The 21,247-nt window shown below is 30.8% G+C and carries 26 protein-coding genes; 12 read left to right on the top strand and 14 right to left on the bottom strand.

The genetic code is table 11. The annotated features are described in order from the left end of the window. Window positions 1-4 precede the first annotated feature (4 nt). The 3 genes from ahcY to ACZ5LY_RS03495 are packed head-to-tail and all read left to right on the top strand — an operon-like array spanning window position 5 to window position 3,897. Window positions 5-1,258 carry an adenosylhomocysteinase gene (ahcY, locus tag ACZ5LY_RS03505; protein ID WP_464577984.1) on the top strand — a complete coding sequence of 418 codons (1,254 nt, stop codon included), beginning with the start codon at window positions 5-7 and terminating at the stop codon, window positions 1,256-1,258. A gap of 26 nt (window positions 1,259-1,284) precedes the next feature. After that, window positions 1,285-1,887 (top strand): DUF2119 domain-containing protein, encoded by a 603-nt coding sequence (locus tag ACZ5LY_RS03500; protein ID WP_048060581.1) that lies wholly within the window; start codon window positions 1,285-1,287, stop codon window positions 1,885-1,887. Window positions 1,888-1,896: 9 nt separating this feature from the next. After that, window positions 1,897-3,897, top strand: coding sequence for an IGHMBP2 family helicase (locus ACZ5LY_RS03495; protein ID WP_464577982.1), 2,001 nt, complete (start codon window positions 1,897-1,899; stop codon window positions 3,895-3,897). Here the strand turns inward: ACZ5LY_RS03495 and fen are convergent. The 7 genes from fen to ACZ5LY_RS03460 all read right to left on the bottom strand — a co-directional run bounded on the left by fen (window position 3,866) and on the right by ACZ5LY_RS03460 (window position 9,584). Beyond that, window positions 3,866-4,849 (bottom strand): flap endonuclease-1, encoded by a 984-nt coding sequence (gene fen, locus ACZ5LY_RS03490; RefSeq protein ID WP_464577981.1) that lies wholly within the window; start codon window positions 4,847-4,849, stop codon window positions 3,866-3,868. The genes ACZ5LY_RS03495 and fen overlap by 32 nt on opposite strands. A 21-nt stretch (window positions 4,850-4,870) precedes the next feature. Then, on the bottom strand, window positions 4,871-5,395 hold the full coding sequence (locus ACZ5LY_RS03485; RefSeq protein ID WP_013414040.1) for a chorismate pyruvate-lyase family protein: 525 nt from the start codon (window positions 5,393-5,395) through the stop codon (window positions 4,871-4,873). 5 nt (window positions 5,396-5,400) lie between these two features. Next, window positions 5,401-6,639, bottom strand: a complete 1,239-nt coding sequence (gene hacA / locus ACZ5LY_RS03480) for a homoaconitase large subunit (protein WP_013414039.1) — start codon at window positions 6,637-6,639, stop codon at window positions 5,401-5,403. Between the two features lie 12 nt (window positions 6,640-6,651). Beyond that, window positions 6,652-7,824 (bottom strand): homocitrate synthase family protein, encoded by a 1,173-nt coding sequence (locus tag ACZ5LY_RS03475; protein ID WP_013414038.1) that lies wholly within the window; start codon window positions 7,822-7,824, stop codon window positions 6,652-6,654. A 123-nt stretch (window positions 7,825-7,947) separates the two neighbouring features. Further along, the gene (locus ACZ5LY_RS03470) at window positions 7,948-8,682 is read right to left on the bottom strand and encodes a tRNA (adenine-N1)-methyltransferase (protein WP_464577978.1); all 735 of its coding nucleotides are present in this window, start codon (window positions 8,680-8,682) and stop codon (window positions 7,948-7,950) included. A gap of 91 nt (window positions 8,683-8,773) precedes the next feature. Next, window positions 8,774-9,214: a sirohydrochlorin nickelochelatase gene (gene cfbA, locus ACZ5LY_RS03465; RefSeq protein ID WP_464577977.1), complete on the bottom strand. Its 441-nt coding sequence runs from the start codon at window positions 9,212-9,214 to the stop codon at window positions 8,774-8,776. Then, window positions 9,186-9,584 (bottom strand): Zn-ribbon domain-containing OB-fold protein, encoded by a 399-nt coding sequence (locus ACZ5LY_RS03460; RefSeq protein WP_013414035.1) that lies wholly within the window; start codon window positions 9,582-9,584, stop codon window positions 9,186-9,188. Before ACZ5LY_RS03460 ends, cfbA begins: the two co-directional genes overlap by 29 nt. A 95-nt stretch (window positions 9,585-9,679) precedes the next feature. Between ACZ5LY_RS03460 and thiL the strand changes: the two genes are divergently transcribed. The 4 genes from thiL (at window position 9,680) to ACZ5LY_RS03440 (ending at window position 13,321) form a co-directional block, all read left to right on the top strand. Further along, the gene (gene thiL, locus ACZ5LY_RS03455; RefSeq protein ID WP_013414034.1) at window positions 9,680-10,672 is read left to right on the top strand and encodes a thiamine-phosphate kinase; all 993 of its coding nucleotides are present in this window, start codon (window positions 9,680-9,682) and stop codon (window positions 10,670-10,672) included. Between the two features lie 15 nt (window positions 10,673-10,687). Continuing rightward, window positions 10,688-11,692 carry an AmmeMemoRadiSam system radical SAM enzyme gene (gene amrS, locus ACZ5LY_RS03450; RefSeq protein ID WP_464577975.1) on the top strand — a complete coding sequence of 335 codons (1,005 nt, stop codon included), beginning with the start codon at window positions 10,688-10,690 and terminating at the stop codon, window positions 11,690-11,692. Window positions 11,693-11,757: 65 nt separating this feature from the next. Then, on the top strand, window positions 11,758-12,111 hold the full coding sequence (locus ACZ5LY_RS03445; protein ID WP_048060580.1) for a hypothetical protein: 354 nt from the start codon (window positions 11,758-11,760) through the stop codon (window positions 12,109-12,111). A gap of 115 nt (window positions 12,112-12,226) precedes the next feature. Continuing rightward, window positions 12,227-13,321, top strand: a complete 1,095-nt coding sequence (locus ACZ5LY_RS03440; RefSeq protein ID WP_464577974.1) for a glycosyltransferase family 2 protein — start codon at window positions 12,227-12,229, stop codon at window positions 13,319-13,321. Here ACZ5LY_RS03440 and ACZ5LY_RS03435 read toward each other — a convergent pair. From ACZ5LY_RS03435 to cbiM, 6 genes are all read right to left on the bottom strand, one after another. Continuing rightward, on the bottom strand, window positions 13,311-14,156 hold the full coding sequence (locus ACZ5LY_RS03435; RefSeq protein WP_464577972.1) for an MBL fold metallo-hydrolase: 846 nt from the start codon (window positions 14,154-14,156) through the stop codon (window positions 13,311-13,313). The genes ACZ5LY_RS03440 and ACZ5LY_RS03435 overlap by 11 nt on opposite strands. Window positions 14,157-14,184: 28 nt before the next feature. Further along, the gene (locus ACZ5LY_RS03430) at window positions 14,185-15,441 is read right to left on the bottom strand and encodes a UbiD family decarboxylase (RefSeq protein ID WP_013414029.1); all 1,257 of its coding nucleotides are present in this window, start codon (window positions 15,439-15,441) and stop codon (window positions 14,185-14,187) included. Beyond that, entirely contained in the window at window positions 15,441-16,433 is a 993-nt protein-coding gene (gene purE, locus ACZ5LY_RS03425) for a 5-(carboxyamino)imidazole ribonucleotide mutase (protein ID WP_013414028.1), read from the bottom strand. Before purE ends, ACZ5LY_RS03430 begins: the two co-directional genes overlap by 1 nt. A 75-nt stretch (window positions 16,434-16,508) precedes the next feature. Continuing rightward, on the bottom strand, window positions 16,509-17,288 hold the full coding sequence (cbiQ, locus tag ACZ5LY_RS03420) for a cobalt ECF transporter T component CbiQ (protein WP_013414027.1): 780 nt from the start codon (window positions 17,286-17,288) through the stop codon (window positions 16,509-16,511). Window positions 17,289-17,319: 31 nt separating this feature from the next. Then, window positions 17,320-17,607, bottom strand: coding sequence for an energy-coupling factor ABC transporter substrate-binding protein (locus ACZ5LY_RS03415; protein WP_013414026.1), 288 nt, complete (start codon window positions 17,605-17,607; stop codon window positions 17,320-17,322). 1 nt (window position 17,608) lies between these two features. Then, a complete protein-coding gene (gene cbiM, locus ACZ5LY_RS03410) occupies window positions 17,609-18,292 on the bottom strand; it encodes a cobalt ECF transporter S component CbiM (protein ID WP_464577969.1) in 684 nt (227 codons plus the stop codon). Window positions 18,293-18,381: 89 nt separating this feature from the next. On the opposite strand from cbiM, the gene ACZ5LY_RS03405 reads away from it, so the two are divergent. Genes ACZ5LY_RS03405 through ACZ5LY_RS03385 form a run of 5 tightly spaced genes read left to right on the top strand, consistent with a single transcriptional unit; the run spans window position 18,382 to window position 20,913 of the window. Beyond that, complete coding sequence (locus ACZ5LY_RS03405) at window positions 18,382-18,795, top strand: hypothetical protein (protein WP_464577966.1); 414 nt, start codon at window positions 18,382-18,384, stop codon at window positions 18,793-18,795. Next, on the top strand, window positions 18,779-18,994 hold the full coding sequence (locus tag ACZ5LY_RS03400) for a hypothetical protein (RefSeq protein WP_464577963.1): 216 nt from the start codon (window positions 18,779-18,781) through the stop codon (window positions 18,992-18,994). The genes ACZ5LY_RS03405 and ACZ5LY_RS03400 overlap by 17 nt, the downstream gene beginning before the upstream one ends. A gap of 45 nt (window positions 18,995-19,039) precedes the next feature. Continuing rightward, window positions 19,040-19,387, top strand: a complete 348-nt coding sequence (locus tag ACZ5LY_RS03395) for a roadblock/LC7 domain-containing protein (RefSeq protein WP_013414023.1) — start codon at window positions 19,040-19,042, stop codon at window positions 19,385-19,387. A 13-nt stretch (window positions 19,388-19,400) separates the two neighbouring features. After that, window positions 19,401-20,378, top strand: coding sequence for a 3H domain-containing protein (locus tag ACZ5LY_RS03390; RefSeq protein WP_464577960.1), 978 nt, complete (start codon window positions 19,401-19,403; stop codon window positions 20,376-20,378). Next, entirely contained in the window at window positions 20,356-20,913 is a 558-nt protein-coding gene (locus ACZ5LY_RS03385; RefSeq protein ID WP_013414021.1) for a ZPR1 zinc finger domain-containing protein, read from the top strand. The genes ACZ5LY_RS03390 and ACZ5LY_RS03385 overlap by 23 nt, the downstream gene beginning before the upstream one ends. On the opposite strand, the gene ACZ5LY_RS03380 is transcribed toward ACZ5LY_RS03385, so the two are convergent. Beyond that, complete coding sequence (locus tag ACZ5LY_RS03380) at window positions 20,908-21,240, bottom strand: hypothetical protein (protein WP_013414020.1); 333 nt, start codon at window positions 21,238-21,240, stop codon at window positions 20,908-20,910. The two genes, ACZ5LY_RS03385 and ACZ5LY_RS03380, sit on opposite strands and share 6 nt — an antisense overlap. Window positions 21,241-21,247 lie beyond the last annotated feature (7 nt).

The raw sequence follows: 21,247 nt of genomic DNA, 5'->3' as shown, positions 1-21,247 counted from the left end.
TTGAATGTCATATAAAGTTAGAGATATTTCTTTAGCTCCAAAAGGTAAAAAAAGAATAAAATGGGTCCAAAGACATATGCCTGTGTTGGAAAAGATAAAAAAAGAATTTAGAGATAAAAAACCATTGGAAGGAATCACTATAGGTAGTTGTTTACATTTAGAACCAAAGACCATTAATTTAGGATTAACATTGATGGAAGGTGGAGCAGAAGTTGCAATGACTGGCTGCAACCCATTGTCAACTCAAGACGATGCTGCAGCAGCAGGAGCATCCTTGGGTCTTAATATATATGGATGGAGACATGAAACTACAGAGGAATACTATGAGAACATTCATAGAGTTCTTGATCATGAACCAGATATATTGATCGATGATGGAGCTGATATGATATTTTTAGTTCATAGGGAAAGAAGAGAACTCATCAAAAATATAAGAGGCGCATCTGAAGAAACAACCACAGGTATCCAACGATTAAAAGCTATGAATAAGGATGGTGAACTAAAGTTTCCAGTAATTGCCGTAAACAATGCCAAAACAAAATATCTTTTTGATAATAGGTATGGAACTGGACAATCTACATTTGATGCGATTATGGGTACAACAAACATGCTAATAGCCGGAAAAACTGTTGTAGTGTGTGGATATGGATGGTGTGGTAAAGGTATAGCACTTAGAGCTAAGGGTTTAGGAGCTGAAGTAATTGTAACAGAAGTTGATCCAATAAGGGCTTTAGAAGCTAGAATGGATGGATTTAGAGTAATGAAAATCAGTGATGCAGTAAAATATGCTGATATTCTCATAACTGCAACTGGCAATATAGATGTTGTTACTAGAAAAGAATTTGAAAACATGAAGGACGGATGTATATTAGCAAATTCTGGCCACTTCAATGTTGAGATAAACCGCGATGATTTAATTGATATTTCTATTTCACATAAAAAAATTAATGAAGATATTGAAGAGTTTGTTCTTGAGGACGGTAGAAGGTTATATCTCCTTGCAGAAGGAAGGCTTGTAAATCTTGCATCAAGTAGAGGTCAGGGACATCCATCAGAAATTATGGATATAAGTTTTTCTCTTCAAGCCTTGTCAGTTTTATATTTATCTGAGAATGAATTAGATATCGGTGTATATAACGTTCCAGAAGAAATAGATACTAGAGTAGCTAAATTAAAATTAGAAGCCATGGGAATAAGCATTGATAAACTCACTGAAAAACAAAAGAAATATCTTTCAAGTTGGGAAGAAGGAACCTAAACAAACCTCAATTTTTAGGTGTTATTTTGAGTTTTTTCAGAATGATCCAGAAAAGTTCAAAACCAGTCAGGCTTTTCGTAGGCGGATTGCATGGAGAAGAATCAGAAGTAACAATACATGCATTAAGAAAGATAACTCCAAACATTGTAGAAGATGGAAAAGTCATTATTTACAATGGAGATAAAAGTAGGTATATTAGTACTTTATGTGAAGAATATTATCAAACACCAATAGGAAAATATTTAATTCATTTAATACTTAAGTATAAACCCAGAATATATGTTGAAGCGCATTGTTATAACCCTAAAAACTATAAAAAACTTGTAGACCCGGAAAGAAGATGGAAATATGGCGTACCACCACTCATAGAATTGGAAGATGGAATATTGATAGGATCTGTTTCACCACATATAAGGACAAAATATTTTAAGAAAAAAGATGTATGTATAACTTTGGAAATGCCTTGTTCTTGTGAACAGTTGAGTAAATATGTAAAGATATTGAAATATATAGTAACGTCAAAAAATCGTAAAGATTTAGAAAATAAAATGTATAAAGAATATCCAAAACAAGTTGAAATAGCCAGAGAGTATGCAAGGGAATTTTTTGGTAATTATCCTCCTTTCTGAGGTAAAACCATGGTTAGAATAAAGAGAAAAATAAAAAATTATGTTAGAAAGCTTATAAGACTTGTTGAAATGGAAAGAGAAGCAGAAATAGAAGCCATGAGAGCTGAAATGGCAAGGCTTTCAGCCCGGGAGAGAGAAAAGGTAGGCAGGGCTATAAACAATCTCAATGGAAAAATATTAGGAAGGGAATTAGGTTTTACACTTGTGAGATATGGACGTAGAAAAGAAATTGAAACTGAAATAAAAGTTGGTGATTTAGTTTTAATAAGTAAGGGAAATCCTCTTTACAGTGATTTAGTAGGGACCGTCGCTGAAAAAGGTAACCGATTTATAACAGTTGCATTAGAAGATGTTCCTAAATGGGCATTAAAAAATGTAAGAATTGACCTCTATGCAAATGATATAACTTTCAGGAGAATGATTGATAATTTAAAAAACTTAAATGAGAACACAATCAAAGTTTTATCTTACATCCTTGATGAAGCTACCCCTGATTTAGATATTAAAAAAGAAGAGTTCGAACTTATAGATAAAAAATTAAATGAATCACAAATAGAAGCAATATCTAAAGCTTTAGCAACTAAAGACTTTTTCTTGATTCATGGGCCATTTGGTACAGGAAAAACAAGGACTATTTTAGAAATCATCAAACAAGAAGTCAAAAGAGGTAATAAAGTGCTTGTCACAGCAGAAAGTAACATTGCAGTTGACAACATACTTGAAAGACTTCCTGAAAATATGAAATGTGTAAGAGTGGGTCATCCACAAAGAGTATCCAAAAAGAATATAGAACGTACTTTAGCATTCCAAGTTGAAGAACATCCTAAATATTCCAAAATTGAAAGGTTGCAAAAGAAAATTGATAAGCTAACTAAGGAAAGAGATAGATATCATAAACCAACACCAGCATTAAGACGTGGATTAAGTGATAGGCAAATAATTCGAAATGCCAGAAGGAGAAGAGGTGTACGTGGAATATCACCTAATGTCATGATATCAATGGCAAATTGGATAAGAATAAACAATAGAATAACTGAATTATATAATAAAATTGATGAAATAGAAAATAGAATTGTAGAAAACATAATTGAAGAATCTGATGTTGTTTTATCAACAAATTCATCAGTATATCTTGAATATTTAAGAGATGTTGAATTTGATGTTGTAATAGTTGATGAAGCATCCCAAGCAACAATTCCAAGCGTGCTTATTCCACTTTCTAGAGCCCCACGTTTCATATTAGCGGGTGATCATCGTCAATTACCACCTACAATTTTAAATCCTGATGCTAAAGAATTAGAAAAGACATTATTTTCAATATTAATAAGTAAATATCCTTCAAAATCTCATATGCTAGAATATCAATATAGAATGAATCCAAAATTAATGGAATTTCCAAATAATGAATTCTACAATGGAAAAATAAAAAGTGCAGCAGGTTTAGAAAAACTTTCACCAAAGGATTTAATAAAGAAAGAAATAAAGGATGAAAATTTAAGTAAAGAATTGCAAGAAATGTTAATAAGAGATCCTTTAACATTCATAGATACCTGTGATCTTGATAATAAATTTGAAAGAAGGTTTAAAGGATCACCTTCTCTTTACAATCCACTGGAAGCTGATATATGTATTTTAATCCAAAACTTCTTTATAAAAAGCGGTGTCTCCACCGATGACATTGGAATAATAACACCTTATGATGATCAAGTTGATTATCTCAGTAAGGTTGCAAAGGTAGAAGTAAATACAGTTGATGGTTATCAAGGTAGAGAAAAGGAAATAATAATAATATCAATGGTAAGAAGTAATAAAAAAGGAAAAATTGGATTTTTAGAAGATTTAAGACGATTAAACGTGTCATTAACAAGGGCTAAAAGAAAATTAGTTATAATTGGAGATTCAGAAACTTTAAGTGTACATCCTTCTTACAGAAGACTTATAGAATATTGTAAAGAAAATAGATTTTATTATAAATTATCTAAAACCATTCTTCCAGTCTCCTCTGCGTAAAATCAACTTTTTTTAATTTTTTAAATACATTTAAAACTCTTTCTTTTGAAAAGTCATGTTCATCGCAAAGAAACTTAATCATTTTTTCTTTATCTGGTCTCTTCCAAACAATTTTATACTTCTTTTTTACTTTAGGTTTTAGAAAAATATTCCTAAGAACCTCTGGATCAAAATCAACCTCAAGATTCATCCTTTTTATTACAGTATATATATCTCCAAATTTTTTAATTAACTCCAATCCTCTTTTAGCACCAATTCCTTTAACACCTGGATTAAAATCTGTACCTACCAACAATGCAATATCTATGAGCTGTTCTTGACTAATTCCTAATTTTTTTAAAATTTTATCTAATTCCAATAACTCCAAATTTATATCTGAACTTATTGCTAAATTTCTAATTACTCTTGGTGCACCAAATAATAAACAATCATAGTCTTGAGATGCTACTGCCCATGCATCTCCATTCTTTACAAGATATACTGCTTGTGCCTCACCTTCATTTGGAGCCTGAATATAAGGTATTCCCATTGCATCCAGTAATTCTTTTGAAGATTCTATTATTTCTTTTGATATCCTACTAGCTCTTGAAGCATATTTTCTAGCTTTTTCTAAATCTTTCTTCTTGAGAGCTTCTTTCCAACGTTTTTCTGCTTCCAATCTCATTCTTGTTCTCTCAGATATTGTCTCACTTTTCAATGCTAAAGATTTTCCATCAAAAACATACACAGGTTTAATGTTATTTTCAACTAGTGCTGAAGTACGATGAAGTATACCAACAAGATGTGAAGTGACTCTACCTTTCCTATCCATTAGTGGAGTGCCATCTCTTTGTCTAATGCTTGATAAAAACTGATATATCCAATTAGATGCATCTATGGCAATTGTTAAGCCTTCAAGATCCTTTAATTCTAATTTTTCAAAAAATATAATATCTCTTAAATTTACACCCATATTAGACCATCCATAATGAACCTACTTAAACCATGTTATTGGAAACTTTTCATTTATCCTTATTAGTATCTCACCTCTATGAATTATGTTGTATGTTCTTGCCAATATCAATTCATTGGTATTAAAAATATTTTTAATAGAGTCATTTGGTTTTTCAACACCAATATATTCAATCTCACGCCTAGATTCTATATGATGCTTCTTTAGGATTTTTCCTATTGGGATATTTGCATTCATTACGTCTCTCTTAAATTTAAAATTCTTATTTAATCTTTTGATTGGCATGTATGACACAGCATAAATAAGTGGTATTTTACTTTCTATTATCACAACTCTATGATTAACAGGTTCTCCCAAAGAAATATTCAACTCTTTTGAGAGTTTTTTATCTGCTGATACAATTTCTTGCTTTATAGCCTTTATATTTACATCATAACCAAGTGCCTCTAAAATTCTCGTAACTGAACCATCTGTCGTCAACAATATTTTTTGAACATCTGAAAGAGGCCCTACATCTTTTTCAATTTTTTTAATGCTTTTAATCATGTTTTTCACTCAGGAGATGTAATTACGCCTTCCATTGCAGATTTAGCAACAACTGCAGGATTTGCTAAATATATTTTTGATGTTGGATCTCCCATCCTTCCTTTAAAATTACGATTACTGGTTGATATACAAACTTCTTTTGGTCCTAATACACCCATATGTGCCCCTAAACATGGGCCACATCCTGGATTGCAAACTATAGCACCTGCTTTTATGAATGTTTCAATTATTCCTTCTTTAACAGCTTTCATGTAAACATCCTTTGATGCAGGTACTACTATCATTCTTACGTCTTCATGTATTTTACCATCTTTTAAAATTTCTGCTGCAATCCTCAGATCTTCAATACGACCATTTGTACAAGAACCTAAAAAAGCCTGATCTATATGTTTTCCTTCTACTTTATATACAGGTTTTACGTTATCTACGTTATGTGGACATGCGACTTGTGGTCCCATATTTGAAACATCAAAGTAAAATTCTTTTTCATATTCAGCATCCTTATCTGGTTTATATATGCGAAAAGATTTTTTAAATTTCCTTAAATATTTTATAGTTTTTTTATTTGGCACCATTATGCCATTTTTTGCACCCATTTCAACAACCATATTGCACATAGTCATTCTACCAGAGACATTCATTTTGTAGATTGTTTCTCCTTTAAATTCTATAGATTTATATACAGCACCTTTTGCCTTGATTTTTCCAATTATTTTTAATATAACATCTTTTGCAGTAACATATTTATTTAGAGAACCATTAATTTCAATTAAATAAGATTCAGGTACTAAAAGCCATGTTTTTCCTGTTGCAAATATTACTGCCATGTCTGTGGCACCAACTCCTGTTGAAAATGCACCAAATGCTCCATAAGTACATGTGTGAGAATCTGCACCAATTATAACCATTCCAGGAAAAACAAACCCTTTTTCTGGTAAAACTTGGTGGCAAATACCTTCTCCATGATTATAAAAATTTTTTATACCTTGTTCTTTTACAAAGTTCTGTGTAACTTTTTGAAATTCAGCTGCACCTATATTATTAGGAGGTACATTATGATCATATACAATTACTATACGATCAGGATCCCAAACTTTATTTGAGATTTTTTTAAAACTTTTTATGGTTGGTGGCGTTGTCCCATCATGAGTCATTGCCAAGTCAACATTTACTTTGATAATTTCACCTGGTGAGACTTCTTTTTTGTTTGCAGCCTTTGCCAATATCTTTTCTGTTAGATTCATAACATATCCCTTTTAATCATTTTCTTTTTTAACTTCCTTTACAATTTTACAAAATACATCATCAGTGATATATACACCTTCTTCTCTTTTTTCTTTTACCTTTTCCACAATTTTACAAAGCTCATCTTTTGTAACTTTGATTCCATACTCATCTAATTTAGCTTTAATTGCTCTACTTCCAGAATGTTTACCAAGTATTATTTTTCTTTTCCTTCCTACCAACTCTGGAAGAAATGGTTCATAAGTTAAAGGTTCTTCTATTACGGCATCCACATGAATTCCAGATTCATGTCTAAAGACATTTTTACCTACTATAGGTTTATTAACAGCTTTCTTTACAGAAGTATATTTTTCTACAATCTCTGAAAGTTCATAGAGAACTTCAATATTTAATTTTAAATCAATTCCATAAAGAATTTTTAAAGCCATTATAAGTTCCTCTAAAGGGGTGTTACCAGCCCTTTCTCCAATGCCATTTACAGTAGTGGAAACCGCATTTCCACCAGCTAATAAACCTGAAATAGAATTTGCTAGAGCTAATCCAAAATCATTGTGGCAATGCAATCCAATGTCAATATTTATTTCATCTCTAATATTTTTGACAAGGAAAAACATTGCTTGTGGATGTATTGCACCTACAGTGTCTGCTATATGAACTCTATTTGCCCCATATTCTTCAGCTTTTTTATAAACATTTTTTAAGAAACTTAAATTAGTTCTAGTAGCATCTTCAGCTGAAAATGCTACAAATATGCCATGATCTTTTGCATATTCTATAGAATCTAAACACATATCCAAAATTTGCTGTTGAGTCATATGTAATTTATATTTAAGATGCAGATCAGATGTAGCTAGAAATATGATCACTCCATCAACATCACATGAAACAGCAGTATCAATATCTTCTTTTTTTGCACGTGATAATGCTAATATTTCAGCATTTAAACCTTCATTTGCTATTGTTTTAACAGATTCTTTTTCTTTTTCAGAAACTACTGGAAATCCAACTTCTATTTGGTCAACTCCTAATTCATCCAATTTTTTTGAAATTTCTAATTTTTCATTGAGGTTTAAACAAACTCCTGGCGTTTGTTCGCCGTCTCTCAATGTTGTGTCATATATTATAATTCTATCTGGAAATTTTAATTTTACTTTTTTATTGAAAGGGCTTACAAAAAATTTCAATTCTCTCATCTCCTAAAAAATTGATCAGAATTATTTTTTTAAATGGTTTCCTGTCAGAATTATTTTCCTTATATTTGTTGAGATGATTAATATTTCTTACTAACCAGAAGTAGAATGAATTGGTTATGGTACTTTTCTTGCAAATGTTATATATGCTGTATGTCCTATCATACGTGTTTTGGGCCTCACAGCATCATTTTTAATTTCCATTTCCCTTAACAAGCATTCATAAGTGAAAATTTCACTAAAGTTAAATTCTTCACATTTTTTTCTTGTTTTTTTCATTTGTTCAACATAAGGACTGTATGAAACAAACCATCCACCATATTTTAAAGCCTCATATGCATGTTCAACAACGTTCCATGGATCTGGCATGTCTAAAAAAACTAAATCTACATCACTTTCAATAATTCCATCCCTTATATCTCTATATCTCATAACTACGTTCTTCACACCAAATTTTTCTATGTTTCTTTTAGCGATTTCATAAAATTCCTTACGTTTTTCATAGGTGTATATTTTTCCCTCATTTCCAAGCACTCTAGAAAAACGTAAAGTAGTTGCTCCTGCTCCAGTACCCGCCTCTACAACTTTATCGCCACATCCAATACCTGTATAAGTTATTACAATTCCAATATCTTTTGGTAAAATTATTGTACATTTTCTTTCCATTACATCTATATAATCATTTACATTGGCTTTAATGACTTTCATTTCATGGCCTAAATGTGTTTTGATGATACTTCCTGGTTTTGAATTTTGGATATCTTCAGCCTTAATAACTCCCAAATCAGTATGAAAATCTTTTTTACCATCCACCACATATTTTTTATTTCTTTCATCAATAAGTGTTAGCATGTTATCTAACCTAGGCTAATTGTTTAATCGCTAAAATTATATTTATTAGAACTAGCAAAAAAAGTTTAAAAAATTTTAGGAAATAAAAAAATTATGAATTTTGTTGTTTAATTGCGTCTTCCACTCTTTCTTCAATAATTTCAACTATCCTTGGGTCTGCACCAAGAGGTTCCGTATATATGATTTCTCCATCAAAATCTACAGTTTCATGTTCATGTTGATGCCCATGACTGTGTTCATGGTCATCTTTTAGCCCAAGAATATGAGGAATATCATGTTTAGTATGAACACCATGCGCTAAAAAAACAGGTATAACTATTATTTTTCTTACACCTTTTTTAGCAAGCTTATTTACAGTTTCAGGTATCGATGGTTTTGCCAATTCCATAAATGCAACATCAACCAGATGGTCCGTCCTTTCTTTATACATTTCAGCTAATTTCATTATTACTTCCTTACTATACGGCAATCTACTACCATGGCCTACAAGCAAAATCGCTATATCATTTTTTTGGTCTAAATTTGAAGCCATATGTAATCACCCCATCTTCTCCTTCTTCTCTAATTTTTCTAAAGACCATTTCTACTTCGTCTCCAATTTTTATGTCTTCTGGCTTGCAATCAACTATTTGTGCTGTAACTTTGGCACCTTCATCTAATTCCACAATAGCAACAATATATGGGCTGTTTTCTTTAAATTCTTCAGGTGCAGCATGTACAACAGAATAAGTATATATTTTTCCATGTCCACTAAATTTAAAATCCTCTATTTTTCCTTTTCTTCTGCAGTTTGGACATATTATGCGTTTTGGGAAAAAAACAGATCCGCAATTTTTACATTTTGAACCAATTAGATTATACCTTTGTGGGATATGACGCCATGTTCTAGTAATTTCACTCACAAAAATTCCTCCAAAATATTACGTTATAGGTGATGTAGTATTTTTAAAATTATATAAATAATTTTTTATTTTTCTTATTACAATTTACAATTTAAATGAAAATCAAAGATTTGGGTGAAAAAAATATTATAAATAGAATTTTAAATAAAATCAAGAAAATTTCAAAAGATCAGATACTTGGAGACGATGCATCACTTATTGATGCTATAGATAGTTATCTTGCTATTACAACTGATTTATTGTTGGAAGATAAGCACTTTCCACCAGGGATGACCTTTTATCAAAAAGGTTGGAAAACAGTGACAGCAAATATAAGTGATTTGGCAGCTATGGGTGCATATCCACTAGGATTTTTAGTGTCTATAGGCATGCCTGCAGATCTTGATTTAAAGAATTTTGATGATCTTGTGGATGGTATAATTAATGCATGTAAATACTATGGTACTTCATTAATTGGCGGCGATGTAAATGAATCATCAAAATTAGTATTATCTGGTGTAGCCATAGGGAAGGTTGACAAAGATAAAGTTTTATTAAAGACTGGAGCAGAAAAAGGTGATTTAATAACGGTGACAGGTCCACTAGGAATATCTGCAGCTGGAACAGAAATATTACTTTCAAACAAGCCCTTATCATTTTTTAATAATAAATTTGGCAGGAAAACGATATCAAAGATTGTTAGACATGCTTTAATGCCCTTGGCAAGATTAAAAGAAGGGATAATATTATCAAAATCTGGATTAGTTAAGGCGGCAACTGACATAACTGATGGATTAGCTAGTGAACTACAAGAAATATTGAAAATGAATGATGGGATCGGAATAAAGATATATGAATCTCAGATTCCAATTCCAGATTATGTAATTGATGTTGCAAAGTTTTTAAAAAGAGATCCTATAGATTTTGCTCTTCATTATGGTGAAGATTTTGAACTTTTGGTAATTATAAAGAAAAATGGATTAAAAAAATTATCAAAACTTCTCAATATATATGTAATTGGGGAAATAACAGATACAGGTAGAATGGAAATTGTAAGAAAAAATGGAAAAATTGATGAGTTATTACCTAGAGGATATGAACACTTTTAATACTGAGGTTTAAAAATGATTAAAGAAGCTTACCTATATGAAAAAATTAATAAAAAAGTTAGATGTAATGTATGCATGCGCAAATGTCTTATTCCCCCAAATAAAAAAGGATTTTGTGGTACCAGAGAAAATAAAGATGGAAAACTCTATACCTTAATCTATTCTACAGTTTCTTCTGTGGCAATTGATCCAATAGAAAAAAAGCCATTATTCCATTTTTACCCAGGAGAAAATGTGTATTCTCTAGGAACCGTCGGCTGCAATTTCAGATGTAAACATTGTCAAAATTGGACAATATCTCAGGAATGGCAAAGCGTAGCAACTGAGGAGATATCTCCTGAAGAGGCAATACAAGCAGCAAAAAACTATAATTGTAAGATGATAGCATGGACATACAATGAACCAACCATATGGTTTGAATATACGTTAGATTCTGCAAAAATTGCTAAAGAGAATGGAATAAAAACTGTTTATGTGACTAACGGCTATATGAGTAAAGAGGCATTCAAAAAAATAAAACCATTTCTTGATGCTGCAAATATTGATCTTAAAGCAATGTCAGACAAATTTTATAGAGAAATATGCGGAGTTCCTAGTGTTGACCCTGTACTTGAAAATATAGTTAGATGGAAAAAAGCAGGAGTACATATAGAAGTTACAAATTTAATAATACCAAAATATAACGATTCTAAAGAGATGATAAAGGAATTGATTGAATTCATGGTCGAAGAAGTTGGAGTTGATACTCCACTCCATTTTACAAGGTTTTTCCCATATTATAAATTAAGTGATTTACCACCTACCTATGTGGACACTCTAGTAAAAGCAAGGGAAATGGCATTAAAAATGGGAATGAGATATGTCTACATTGGAAATGTTCCAGGAACAGAATTTGAAAATACGTATTGTTATGAGTGTGGTGAATTACTGATAGAGAGAAGAGGGTTTGGAGTAAGTAAAATAAACTTAGATGATAAAGCATGTCCAAAATGCGGAGCAAAAATAGACATAATCTTATGAATTTAGGACATTTCTTTCTTGGTATCTTAGGATGGGTTCTCTGTTTTATTTTTTGGATTATTTATTTGAATTGTTTTGAAACAAAATATTTCATATTAATAACCTTCAATGTTATTATGTATATTTGCGTTGTTAATTACCTCTACAGAAAATTAATTGGGTGGCCCCCATACAAAAAGAAGGAAATTAAAAACCCTCATCATATAAAAAAGAGAGAAAAAATATTATTTTTATCAAAAGAAGCTATTAATAAAATTTTTAGAGGTTCAACGAATGGAACTATTGTATATTATTGCAAGGTAAAAAATGAAAAACGTTTTAAGGAAAAGAAAAAATTAAAAATTTCTAAACTTAAAAAAATTGCCAACAAGGGGGCTGAAAAATATTTAAATTATCTCTTAAGAATCATGGAGGGATAAGGTGGATATTATATTTTTTATGATGTGGTATGTTTTTATTTATCCATTTATCATGGCTATTTTTTGGATCACTGGTTCTCTACTTTTTTCCCAAAAAATTAAGAAAAAGAAAAAAATGGAAGAGTGGCCTCCTGTTACAATTTTAATACCTTGTTTCAATGAAGAAAATTCTATAGAATTAACTGCAACTGCCTTACAATTTCTAGATTATCCGAAGTATGAAGTAATTTTTGTAGATGATGCCTCAACAGACAAAACTCCTGAAAAAATTGAAGAATTTGTTAAAAATAATGAAAATTTTTATTTGTTACGGCTACAAGAAAATCAAGGGAAAGCAAATGCTTTAAATATAGCATTAAGATTTGTATCTACCCCTTACGTTGTTGTTATAGACGCTGATACAATATTACATCCCAGTGCTTTAAAAGCCTTAATATCTCATTTCACAAATGAAAAAATTGGTGCAGTTACTGCAAACCCCATTGTATTTAATAGAAAAAGTTTTTTAGGTAAATTACAAACTATTGAATTTACATCAATAATAGGCTTAATTAAGATGTCTCAACGTATTTTTGGACGTATATTTTCAGTTTCCGGTTGTGCCGCTGCATATAGAACTGATGTTTTAATTGATGTAGGTGGTTTTTCACCTTACTCAGCTACTGAAGACATTGATGTTACTTGGAAAATCCAAAGATTGAAAATGGAGGTTGTTTTTGAACCCGATGCAATTGTATTTATTCATGCTCCTGAAAATTTTAAGGATTATTGGAATCAAAGAAAAAGATGGGCACTGGGGGGCTGGCATTTATTAAGAACTCATAGAACAATATTTAAAAATTTTAAAGAAAGTTTTCTTTGGCCTCTCTACATAGATGTAATTTTGAGTTATGTTTGGTCATTTGATTTTGTTTTATTGATAATTTATGTAGTTTTATCTAAAATTTTGAACTTAGGAATCAATATACAATTAATAGCTTGGGGAGGGTCATTTCTTACAGCTTTAGGGATAATACAGGCCACAGTAGCATCAATACTATACAGAAAATACGATCCGAAAATTCCTCAGTATTTAATTTATGCTCCATGGTATTTCATATTTTTCTTTACAATAAATGCATTTGCAGTGGTTAGAACTTCATATAAAGGTTTAATATCACCTTTACACGTTGTTAAGTGGAGAAGTCCTGAAAGAAAAATTAATAGCTAGCTAAATGCTTAGGAATCGAAAAAGGAATGTTGACACTCTTACCTTTTTCCATTTTATGTAATTCACCCCTATATGCTTCCAATGGTATATCTTCCATACCTAAATATTTTGCACATGTTAAAACTTCACAATCTATTTCTTCAAAAAATTCTTTATATCTTTTATCTCTGACAATATGATGATCTAAAATTAAATTTGCATCAGTTTCATATATTATTTTGTTAATATTTTTTACACCTAATTCCCATGTTGATTTTACATGTCTTAAATAGGTTGGAGGACCGCTAGTCACTACAATATCAGGCATTTGTTTAATAGTCCATTTAACACACAATTCATTTAACATTTGACTATCACTTGCATATAAGATCCTTTTTTTATTTTCTATTAAACACATTATTACAAATCCCAGCCTAGTTCCTTCTTTACCATGAGGAACTGGTGGAGAAATCTTTATTCTTGTATTTCCAATATTTATATCTTTTTCATCTGCATATTCATAAAATTCTAAATTTTTTATAAATTTAGATGCTCTTCTTTTCTGATTTAAATTTATATTTCTTTTCGGATGCTTTAACAACACTCTCTTTTCACTATAATCAGCTTCTGGAGTGTAATGATCATAATGATAATGTGTAATAATAACGATATCTGATTTTTCTAAAAAATTCAATATTCTTTTCTTACTATAATCTAATGCTTTCAATTCTACTTTTGATGGGGGAAGTGAGTATCTTCGTGGTCCTAAAGCAGCCCCAGGATCTATAATTATTTTTTCATTTTTATTTTCAATATATAATGAAAGACTTCTAACACCTAAACTCTCAGAAGCCAAAGGTATTATTTTAATCTAGAATCCTCCTTCATCCATTTTTGAGGGGTTTTGTAGCATCAATGCCTACTTTTGTTGTTGTACCGTCAGGTTTTGCCATAGGATCTAATGAAGATCCACGAACATTAGGTATTATCAAAATATCCCTATCTCCTCTGACTCTAGTTGCTATTGCATATTCAACTTCTCTTAAATTAGATATATCTATATCTTCATCTGTAACAACCACATGTTTGAGAGAAGGGTGTGCTGATAATGCAGCCATAATGACATTTTTAGCATCGCCTTCTGTTCTTTTTTTTATTGAAATTACTGCATGTAACCAGCAACATCCCCCTTCTGTTAGCTTGACATCTTTCACTGTTGGCAACGTATTTTTAACAGCTTTATATATTCTTGCTTCTTGTGGGATTCCCTGGAGTAACATATGTTCATATCCTGCTGGTAGAATTGCATGATATATAGCATCTTTTCTTATATGCATTTTTTCAAATTTTAGTATAGGTTCTCTTCTTACAAGATCATAAGTGCCGGTTATATCAAGAAATGGACCTTCTTCTGCACGTTTGTTTGCCAATATTTTACCTTCAAGAATTATTTCAGATTTAGGTACTTCTATATCTACATCTTCACATTTAAAGAGTTTCATTTCTCCTTGATGGAAATAGTTTGCAATTTCCAATTCATCCTGATTTATTGGAACTGAAATACTTGATGCAAAAAGAACAGCTGGATGGACACCTATAACCACTGCAACTTCTAAATCTTTCCCAAGTTTTTCAGATTCTTTGTAATATGTATACAAATCTCTTGGTACAATACGAATAGCGACTTTATTTTTATCAATTACCATCATTCTATGTATTGAGGCATTTCTTATACCAGTATTAGGATCTTTAGCTATTACTATCCCTGAAGTTATGTATCTTCCACCATCTTTTTTATAATGTCTGAGTATAGGTAAGAGATTTAAATCAACTTTTTTTGTTGTATATTCTTTTTTATCTAATTTTTCAATCTTTTTTATTGGTTTTGGGTTATCCATTCCATCCAATGTTTTTTTCAATAAATTTTTACAATTTAAGGCAGTACAAATTTTTTCTCTAGTGTTACATACTCCTGAAACAATAGGGATATCAGATTCAGCAATATTATTAAATATTAACGTTTTATTTTCATATTTTTTAATTATCTTGGCAATCTCAAATTTTGTAGAAACCTCTTTATTTATTTCCTTCACACCATATTTTTCATCAAGAATTTCAATAAAAGTTTTTAAATCGCTCATTATGATCTCTTCCATTTTATATTTTTTATTTTTTCTTCTAATTCTTCATTGTTCATAGCTAATATTTCTAATGCCAACATTGCTGCATTATCACCTCTATTTATTCCAACAGTTGCAACTGGAACTCCTGGAGGCATGTTAACCATCGATAATAAAGAATCTAATCCTTGTAGCTGAGATGTACATGGCACGCCAATTACTGGGCTCAATGTTAAAGATGCCAACATTCCGGTTATATGTGATGCTACACCAGTTACAGATATGAAAATCTTCGTATTCATATTTTTTATTAATTCTTCGAATTTATCTGGCCTTCTAAATGGAAAGACAATTCTTAAATCATAATTTATATCAGCTCTATCTAACACTGATGTGACTCTCCTAACAATGTTCATATCTGAATAACTTCCAGACATTACACATACATCAATCTCAGAATTTGAATCTGGAGTAGTTATTTCAAATTCAGGAGTCTCAATTTTCTGCGGGGAATAATACTTCCCTTTTATTTTTTCAGTGATTTCTTCCTCGCTTTTTATAATTTTTTCATAAAAATCTTTTTTCATTGATATTAATCTTTCTTTTACCTTTTTGTCATGAACTGCTAATATTTGTGCAGCTAAAATGGCTGCATTTACACCATTATTTATACCTACAGTAGCAACCGGTTCTGGAAATGGCATTTGTGAGGATGTGAGTAGCGCATCTAATCCTCCAACCTTTACATCTACTGGAACTGCTATAACAGGCTTATGAGTGTATGATGTTATTATTCCTGGAAGCTGTGCAGATAAACCAGCTATACCAATGAAAACCTCAGTTCCTTCTTCAGTAGCTTTTGACACTTGATATTTTAATTTTTGGGGAGTTCTATGAGCTGAAGCAACTTTAACATCATAAGGAATTTTTAATTTCTCAAGAGTATTGATAGTCTTTTCACAAATTTTATAATCAGATGAACTACCAAGAATTATTGTAATTTTTGGTTTCACAAAATTACCCTCCATTTTTTACATTTTAAACTAATTTGTTAAATTTTAATATATATAAAAATTAGCATGGAAAAATTATAAACCAAAAATTTTATGAGACACACATGATGTGCAGAAAAGAGACACCTCAAAGAAAATTAATAAGATAAAATATTTGATGTCAGGTGATGAATTTTTTTTCAGGCTTGGTATTTTACCTTGGTAACATCTTGACTCCATAGATAGGTATAATTTTTCACCTCTTTCCCAAGCTCTTAAAAATAAATTAGCTGCCAACATTCCAAGAGATTTATATGCTGTCTTTAAATCCCTGTAACCAAGCCTTGTTTCTTGAGAATAATACATTCTAAATCCTTCTTCAATGATAATAAAAATGCTTGTATACATCATGGTTGTAATTTCTAAAAATATTTCTGGAATTTTAAATTTTTTCAAGCTTTTAAAGAATTCATTAATTGGAGTAGTAATGGCTAGAAATGCTAAACAAGAAAATCCTCCAATAATTTTTGTAAACACGGTTAAACCTCTATTTAATCCATCTTCAGTAATTGAAAGTCCAAAAATTCCTAAGTTCAACAAAGGTTTACCCACTCCAAAGAAAAATGCCATAAATATAAATGTTATAAGCGCAAAAACAAAAGGTATAAACATAAATTTACAATAAAAATTCTTTGATATGCCTGCCTTACGTATTAACAAATAACCTACTATAACCACTATAATAAGAGGAACTAAAATAGAATTTGAGATTAAGTTCACAATCATTGTTGAAATTGCAAAAAATATTTTTAATTCTGGATTTACATTCCTAAGTTTGTTTGTATGTGCTATATAATCTAGATTATTTTCAAACAAATAACCACCTCAAAAAAATTAAAAAAAGAAATTAGGTTTTGGAGCTTTTACTTTTCATGTATCTTCCAAAGACATAACCAATGATAAATGCACCGATCCCTGCTTGCACTGCAAATAATAAACTTTCAATTTCCCCACTTGGTGGCTGCCAAATAGGTTGTAACCATGGTTTATATCCAGTACTTTCTATTGCTTCGGTTCCTACATCATCAGAACCTTTGAAATATCCTTGTTCCTCTCCTTTACCAGCATACATGATAAGGGGAATAGCACAGATTACTGCAACCAATATTAAAGATACTATAGTGATCCTATCCATCTCATTCACCTTCACTTTCAGTAGTTTTTGGGGCTACAACAACTTTCAAGTTTTCTAAAATATCTGGTCTCTTTTTAATTATTTCTCTAAATACAACCATTGTTAATAAACCTTCAGCAATTGCTAGAGGCACCTGTGTGTAAGCATATATTGCCATAAATTTCAATGCTGCTGAAGCAACATTTGGTATTGGAAATGCTAAGGCCAATTGTATTGATGTTGTCACATATGTTAACCAATCTCCTGCTACTGCTGCTAAAAATATACCTACTGAGTGAGATATGTTTACTTTTTCACAGATTTTCCAAACAATCCATGCTGCAACTGTACCAACAATTCCCATTGACACTGTGTTTGCTCCTAATGTTGAAAGACCACCATGTGCCATCAAAAGTGCTTGAAATATCAAAGTTATAAATGCTAAAACACTTGCAATTGCTGGTCCAAACAATACAGCTCCTAGAGCATTTCCTGTAGGATGTGAACAACTACCTGTAACTGAAGGCATTTTTAATGAAGAAAGAACGAACATAAATGCTCCTGCCATAGCTATTAAAGGTTTACTCTCTGGATTCTCATCAGTAATTTTTATCAATCTGTAGATACCATATGCAACTACTGGTAAAGCTATTGCATACCATACAGCACACCAAATTGGTGGTAGATATCCTTCCATTATATGCAACTAATACCCTCCTTGATTTTTTACAAAGTATATTTGAAAAATTATGTGTTATAAATTTTTCGGTTAAATTAGAAAAAAGGTAAGGTAACATGGAAGAAATAATCAAAGCAGAGAAAAAAATATTGATAGATGAAAGTAGGATGATATTGGCAAGACACATGAAAGATTCTTTGTATTTAGTTTTTAAAGTAAAAACTACGCAAGATTCAGATCCTGAGAGAGGCTGGAAATGGGTAACTACAATAAGATTTTATAAAGATGGGAAAGTTTTTGTTGAGGCTGGTCCTTACCTAAAATCTGAGAATAGGAGAATATTCGGTTATGTATTTTATGAAACGCTCTCAGATTTCATATTTAATATTTTTAAAAGGAAGAGATTTGTGGACAGAATTAGAGATTGGATAAATTATCATGATGAAATAGTATCAAAAAAATCTGTTGAAGGTGTGAAAAAAGATGTTGAAATTCAAGACAAAGACGGGGAATGTGAAAATAAAGAATGATAAAATTTTATTTGAAATCGAGAAGGATAAAATATTGGCATGTATAAATTTTAGCAATGAAAACAATTTAAAATTGCAAATAAAATATCAAGAACATGAATATCAAAGAGAAGTAAAATTTAAAAATTTAGAAGAATTTTTAATTTTTATCTATACTTTCAACAATGTTGATGATGTAGTTAGGGAACTCAACTCATAAAGATTAAATATTCTTAAGTATATTTGTTAATTAGGAGGTTATTATATGATCTCAAGAGTGTTAAGGGATTTAACTAGAATAGATGGTGTTAATGGGTCGTTGGTTGTTGGTAAGGATGGATTGATAATTGAGAGTGAATTGGGTTCAGATATGGATGCTGAAATTGTTGCTGCAAGGTCATCAGTTATTTTTGGGGCTGCAAAGGAATCTGTTGAAGAATTAAAACAGGAACCTTTGGAACAGGTAATGATTGAAGGATCAAGAGGAAAAATGCTTATGAAGGATGTTGGTGAAGGAATATTGGTCGTTTTGACAGATGAGGATGTTAATTTGGGATTAATAAGGTTGGAGATGAGAAGGAGTGCTGAGAGGATAAAGGATTTCCTATCGTAGTTAGGTGTTTGTCGTGAAGAAAAAACCATATGTTATATTAATTGGCAGCGCATCTGGAGTTGGTAAATCTACAGTTGCATCTGAAATTGCAAGAAAATTAGAAATTAAGCATTTAATAGAGACTGATTTTATTAGAGAAATTGTAAGAGGTATTATAGGGGACGATTATGCACCAGCATTGCATAAATCATCATATGATGCCTACACAATTTTAAGATATAAAGAAAAATTTAAAGATCATGAATCATTGGTAAGAGCAGGTTTTGAGGAACATGCTTCCTTTGTAATACCTGCTATAGAAAAGGTTATTAGAAGAGCTATTGATGATCATGACGATGTAATTATTGAAGGTGTCCATTTATTACCAGGAATGATAGACATAGAAAAGTTTAAGGAAGATGCTTCTGTTCACTTCATTGTTTTGTCTGCAGATGAGAAAACACATAAGGAGAGATTTGTAAAGAGAGCAATGGAGATAAAAAGGGGAGGCAAACACTTAGAATATTTTAGAGAAAACCGCATTATACATGATTATTTAGTTGAAAAGGCAAAAGAACACAATGTCCCTGTTATTAACAACGAAGAATTAGAATCTACAGTTAAACGTATTTTATCTTTTATAAAACAATGTTGTAAAAGAATAGTATTACAACATCCGGTTGAGGACTTAAAAAAAGTTGTTGAAATTGTAATAGAGAAATATGATGGCCGTATTGTCGATGTATCATACCCAATTCCAGGATTTTCAGAACCTTTAAGACGTAAAGTAGATATCTATGATCCAAAAGATGCAGAAAGATTTATCAAAATATTGGAAGAAAACCCAAAACGTAAGAAAGACTTGGAAAGAATTTATAGATTGTCAAACAATATACATACTCATAAGATATGTGCACCAGATGAAGAGACATTGGAAAAAATTGTGGAAGAATTAGATAAGGAAGGGTTACTATACAGAGGTGGTGCAATTGCAACAAAAAATGATAGCTAATTGTCCTCTCTGCCAAAACAGATCCTTAAACGTAATAACTACAACACAAAAAATACCATATTTCGGAGAAGTTTTGGAATTTGCATCTATTTGTAAAAATTGTGGATACAGAGACAGTGATATTCTTTGTCTTGAATCAAAAGAACCTATGAGATATTCAATTGATGTACATTTAGAAACACTTAATGCAAGGGTTGTGAAATCTCAATCAGCAACTATAAGAATACCTGAATTAGGATTAAAGGTTGAACCTGGACCAAAATCTCAAGGATATATATCTAACATTGAAGGTGTATTAAATAGATTTGAAGAAGTCATTGAAAGTTCTAAGATATTATTTAAAGACAAAAAAACTAGAGTAAAAATAAAAGAAATATCTAAAAAATTAAAAGAAGTCAAAAATGGTAAAAGAAAGGTTAAAATGATTTTAGAGGATCCTTTAGGTCAGAGTTTTATCGATCACCCAGAAGTTTCTAAACGAAAATTAACAGAAGAAGAAATAAAAAACCTTAAAACAGGATTTATAGAATTATAGCTTACTTGTCAAATCAAAACTTCGTTTTATTTCAGATATCAATGCATCACAATCAGATTTTATAGCTTCTAAATGTTTTATCATTCTTTCTTTTTCTTCATTGATTCTATCTAAATTTCTGTAGGGATATACGCATTCTTTGAACATGTCATGTTCTACAACTGTGTAAGGATATTTATTCAGTTCTTTGCAAATATTTTTCACAATTTCACCTAAAAACTTATTCATCTCTATTTTTACACGTTCTCTTATCATTTTATCGTCATCTAAATATTTTCTCATTAATCTTACTACTTCTGCTTTAGCAAATGGTAATTTTTCTTCCATTTTTTCT

The organism is Methanothermus sociabilis (assembly GCF_055392295.1).
Note: the sequence above shows the minus strand (reverse complement) of the source record. Positions and strands in the feature narration are given on the sequence as shown.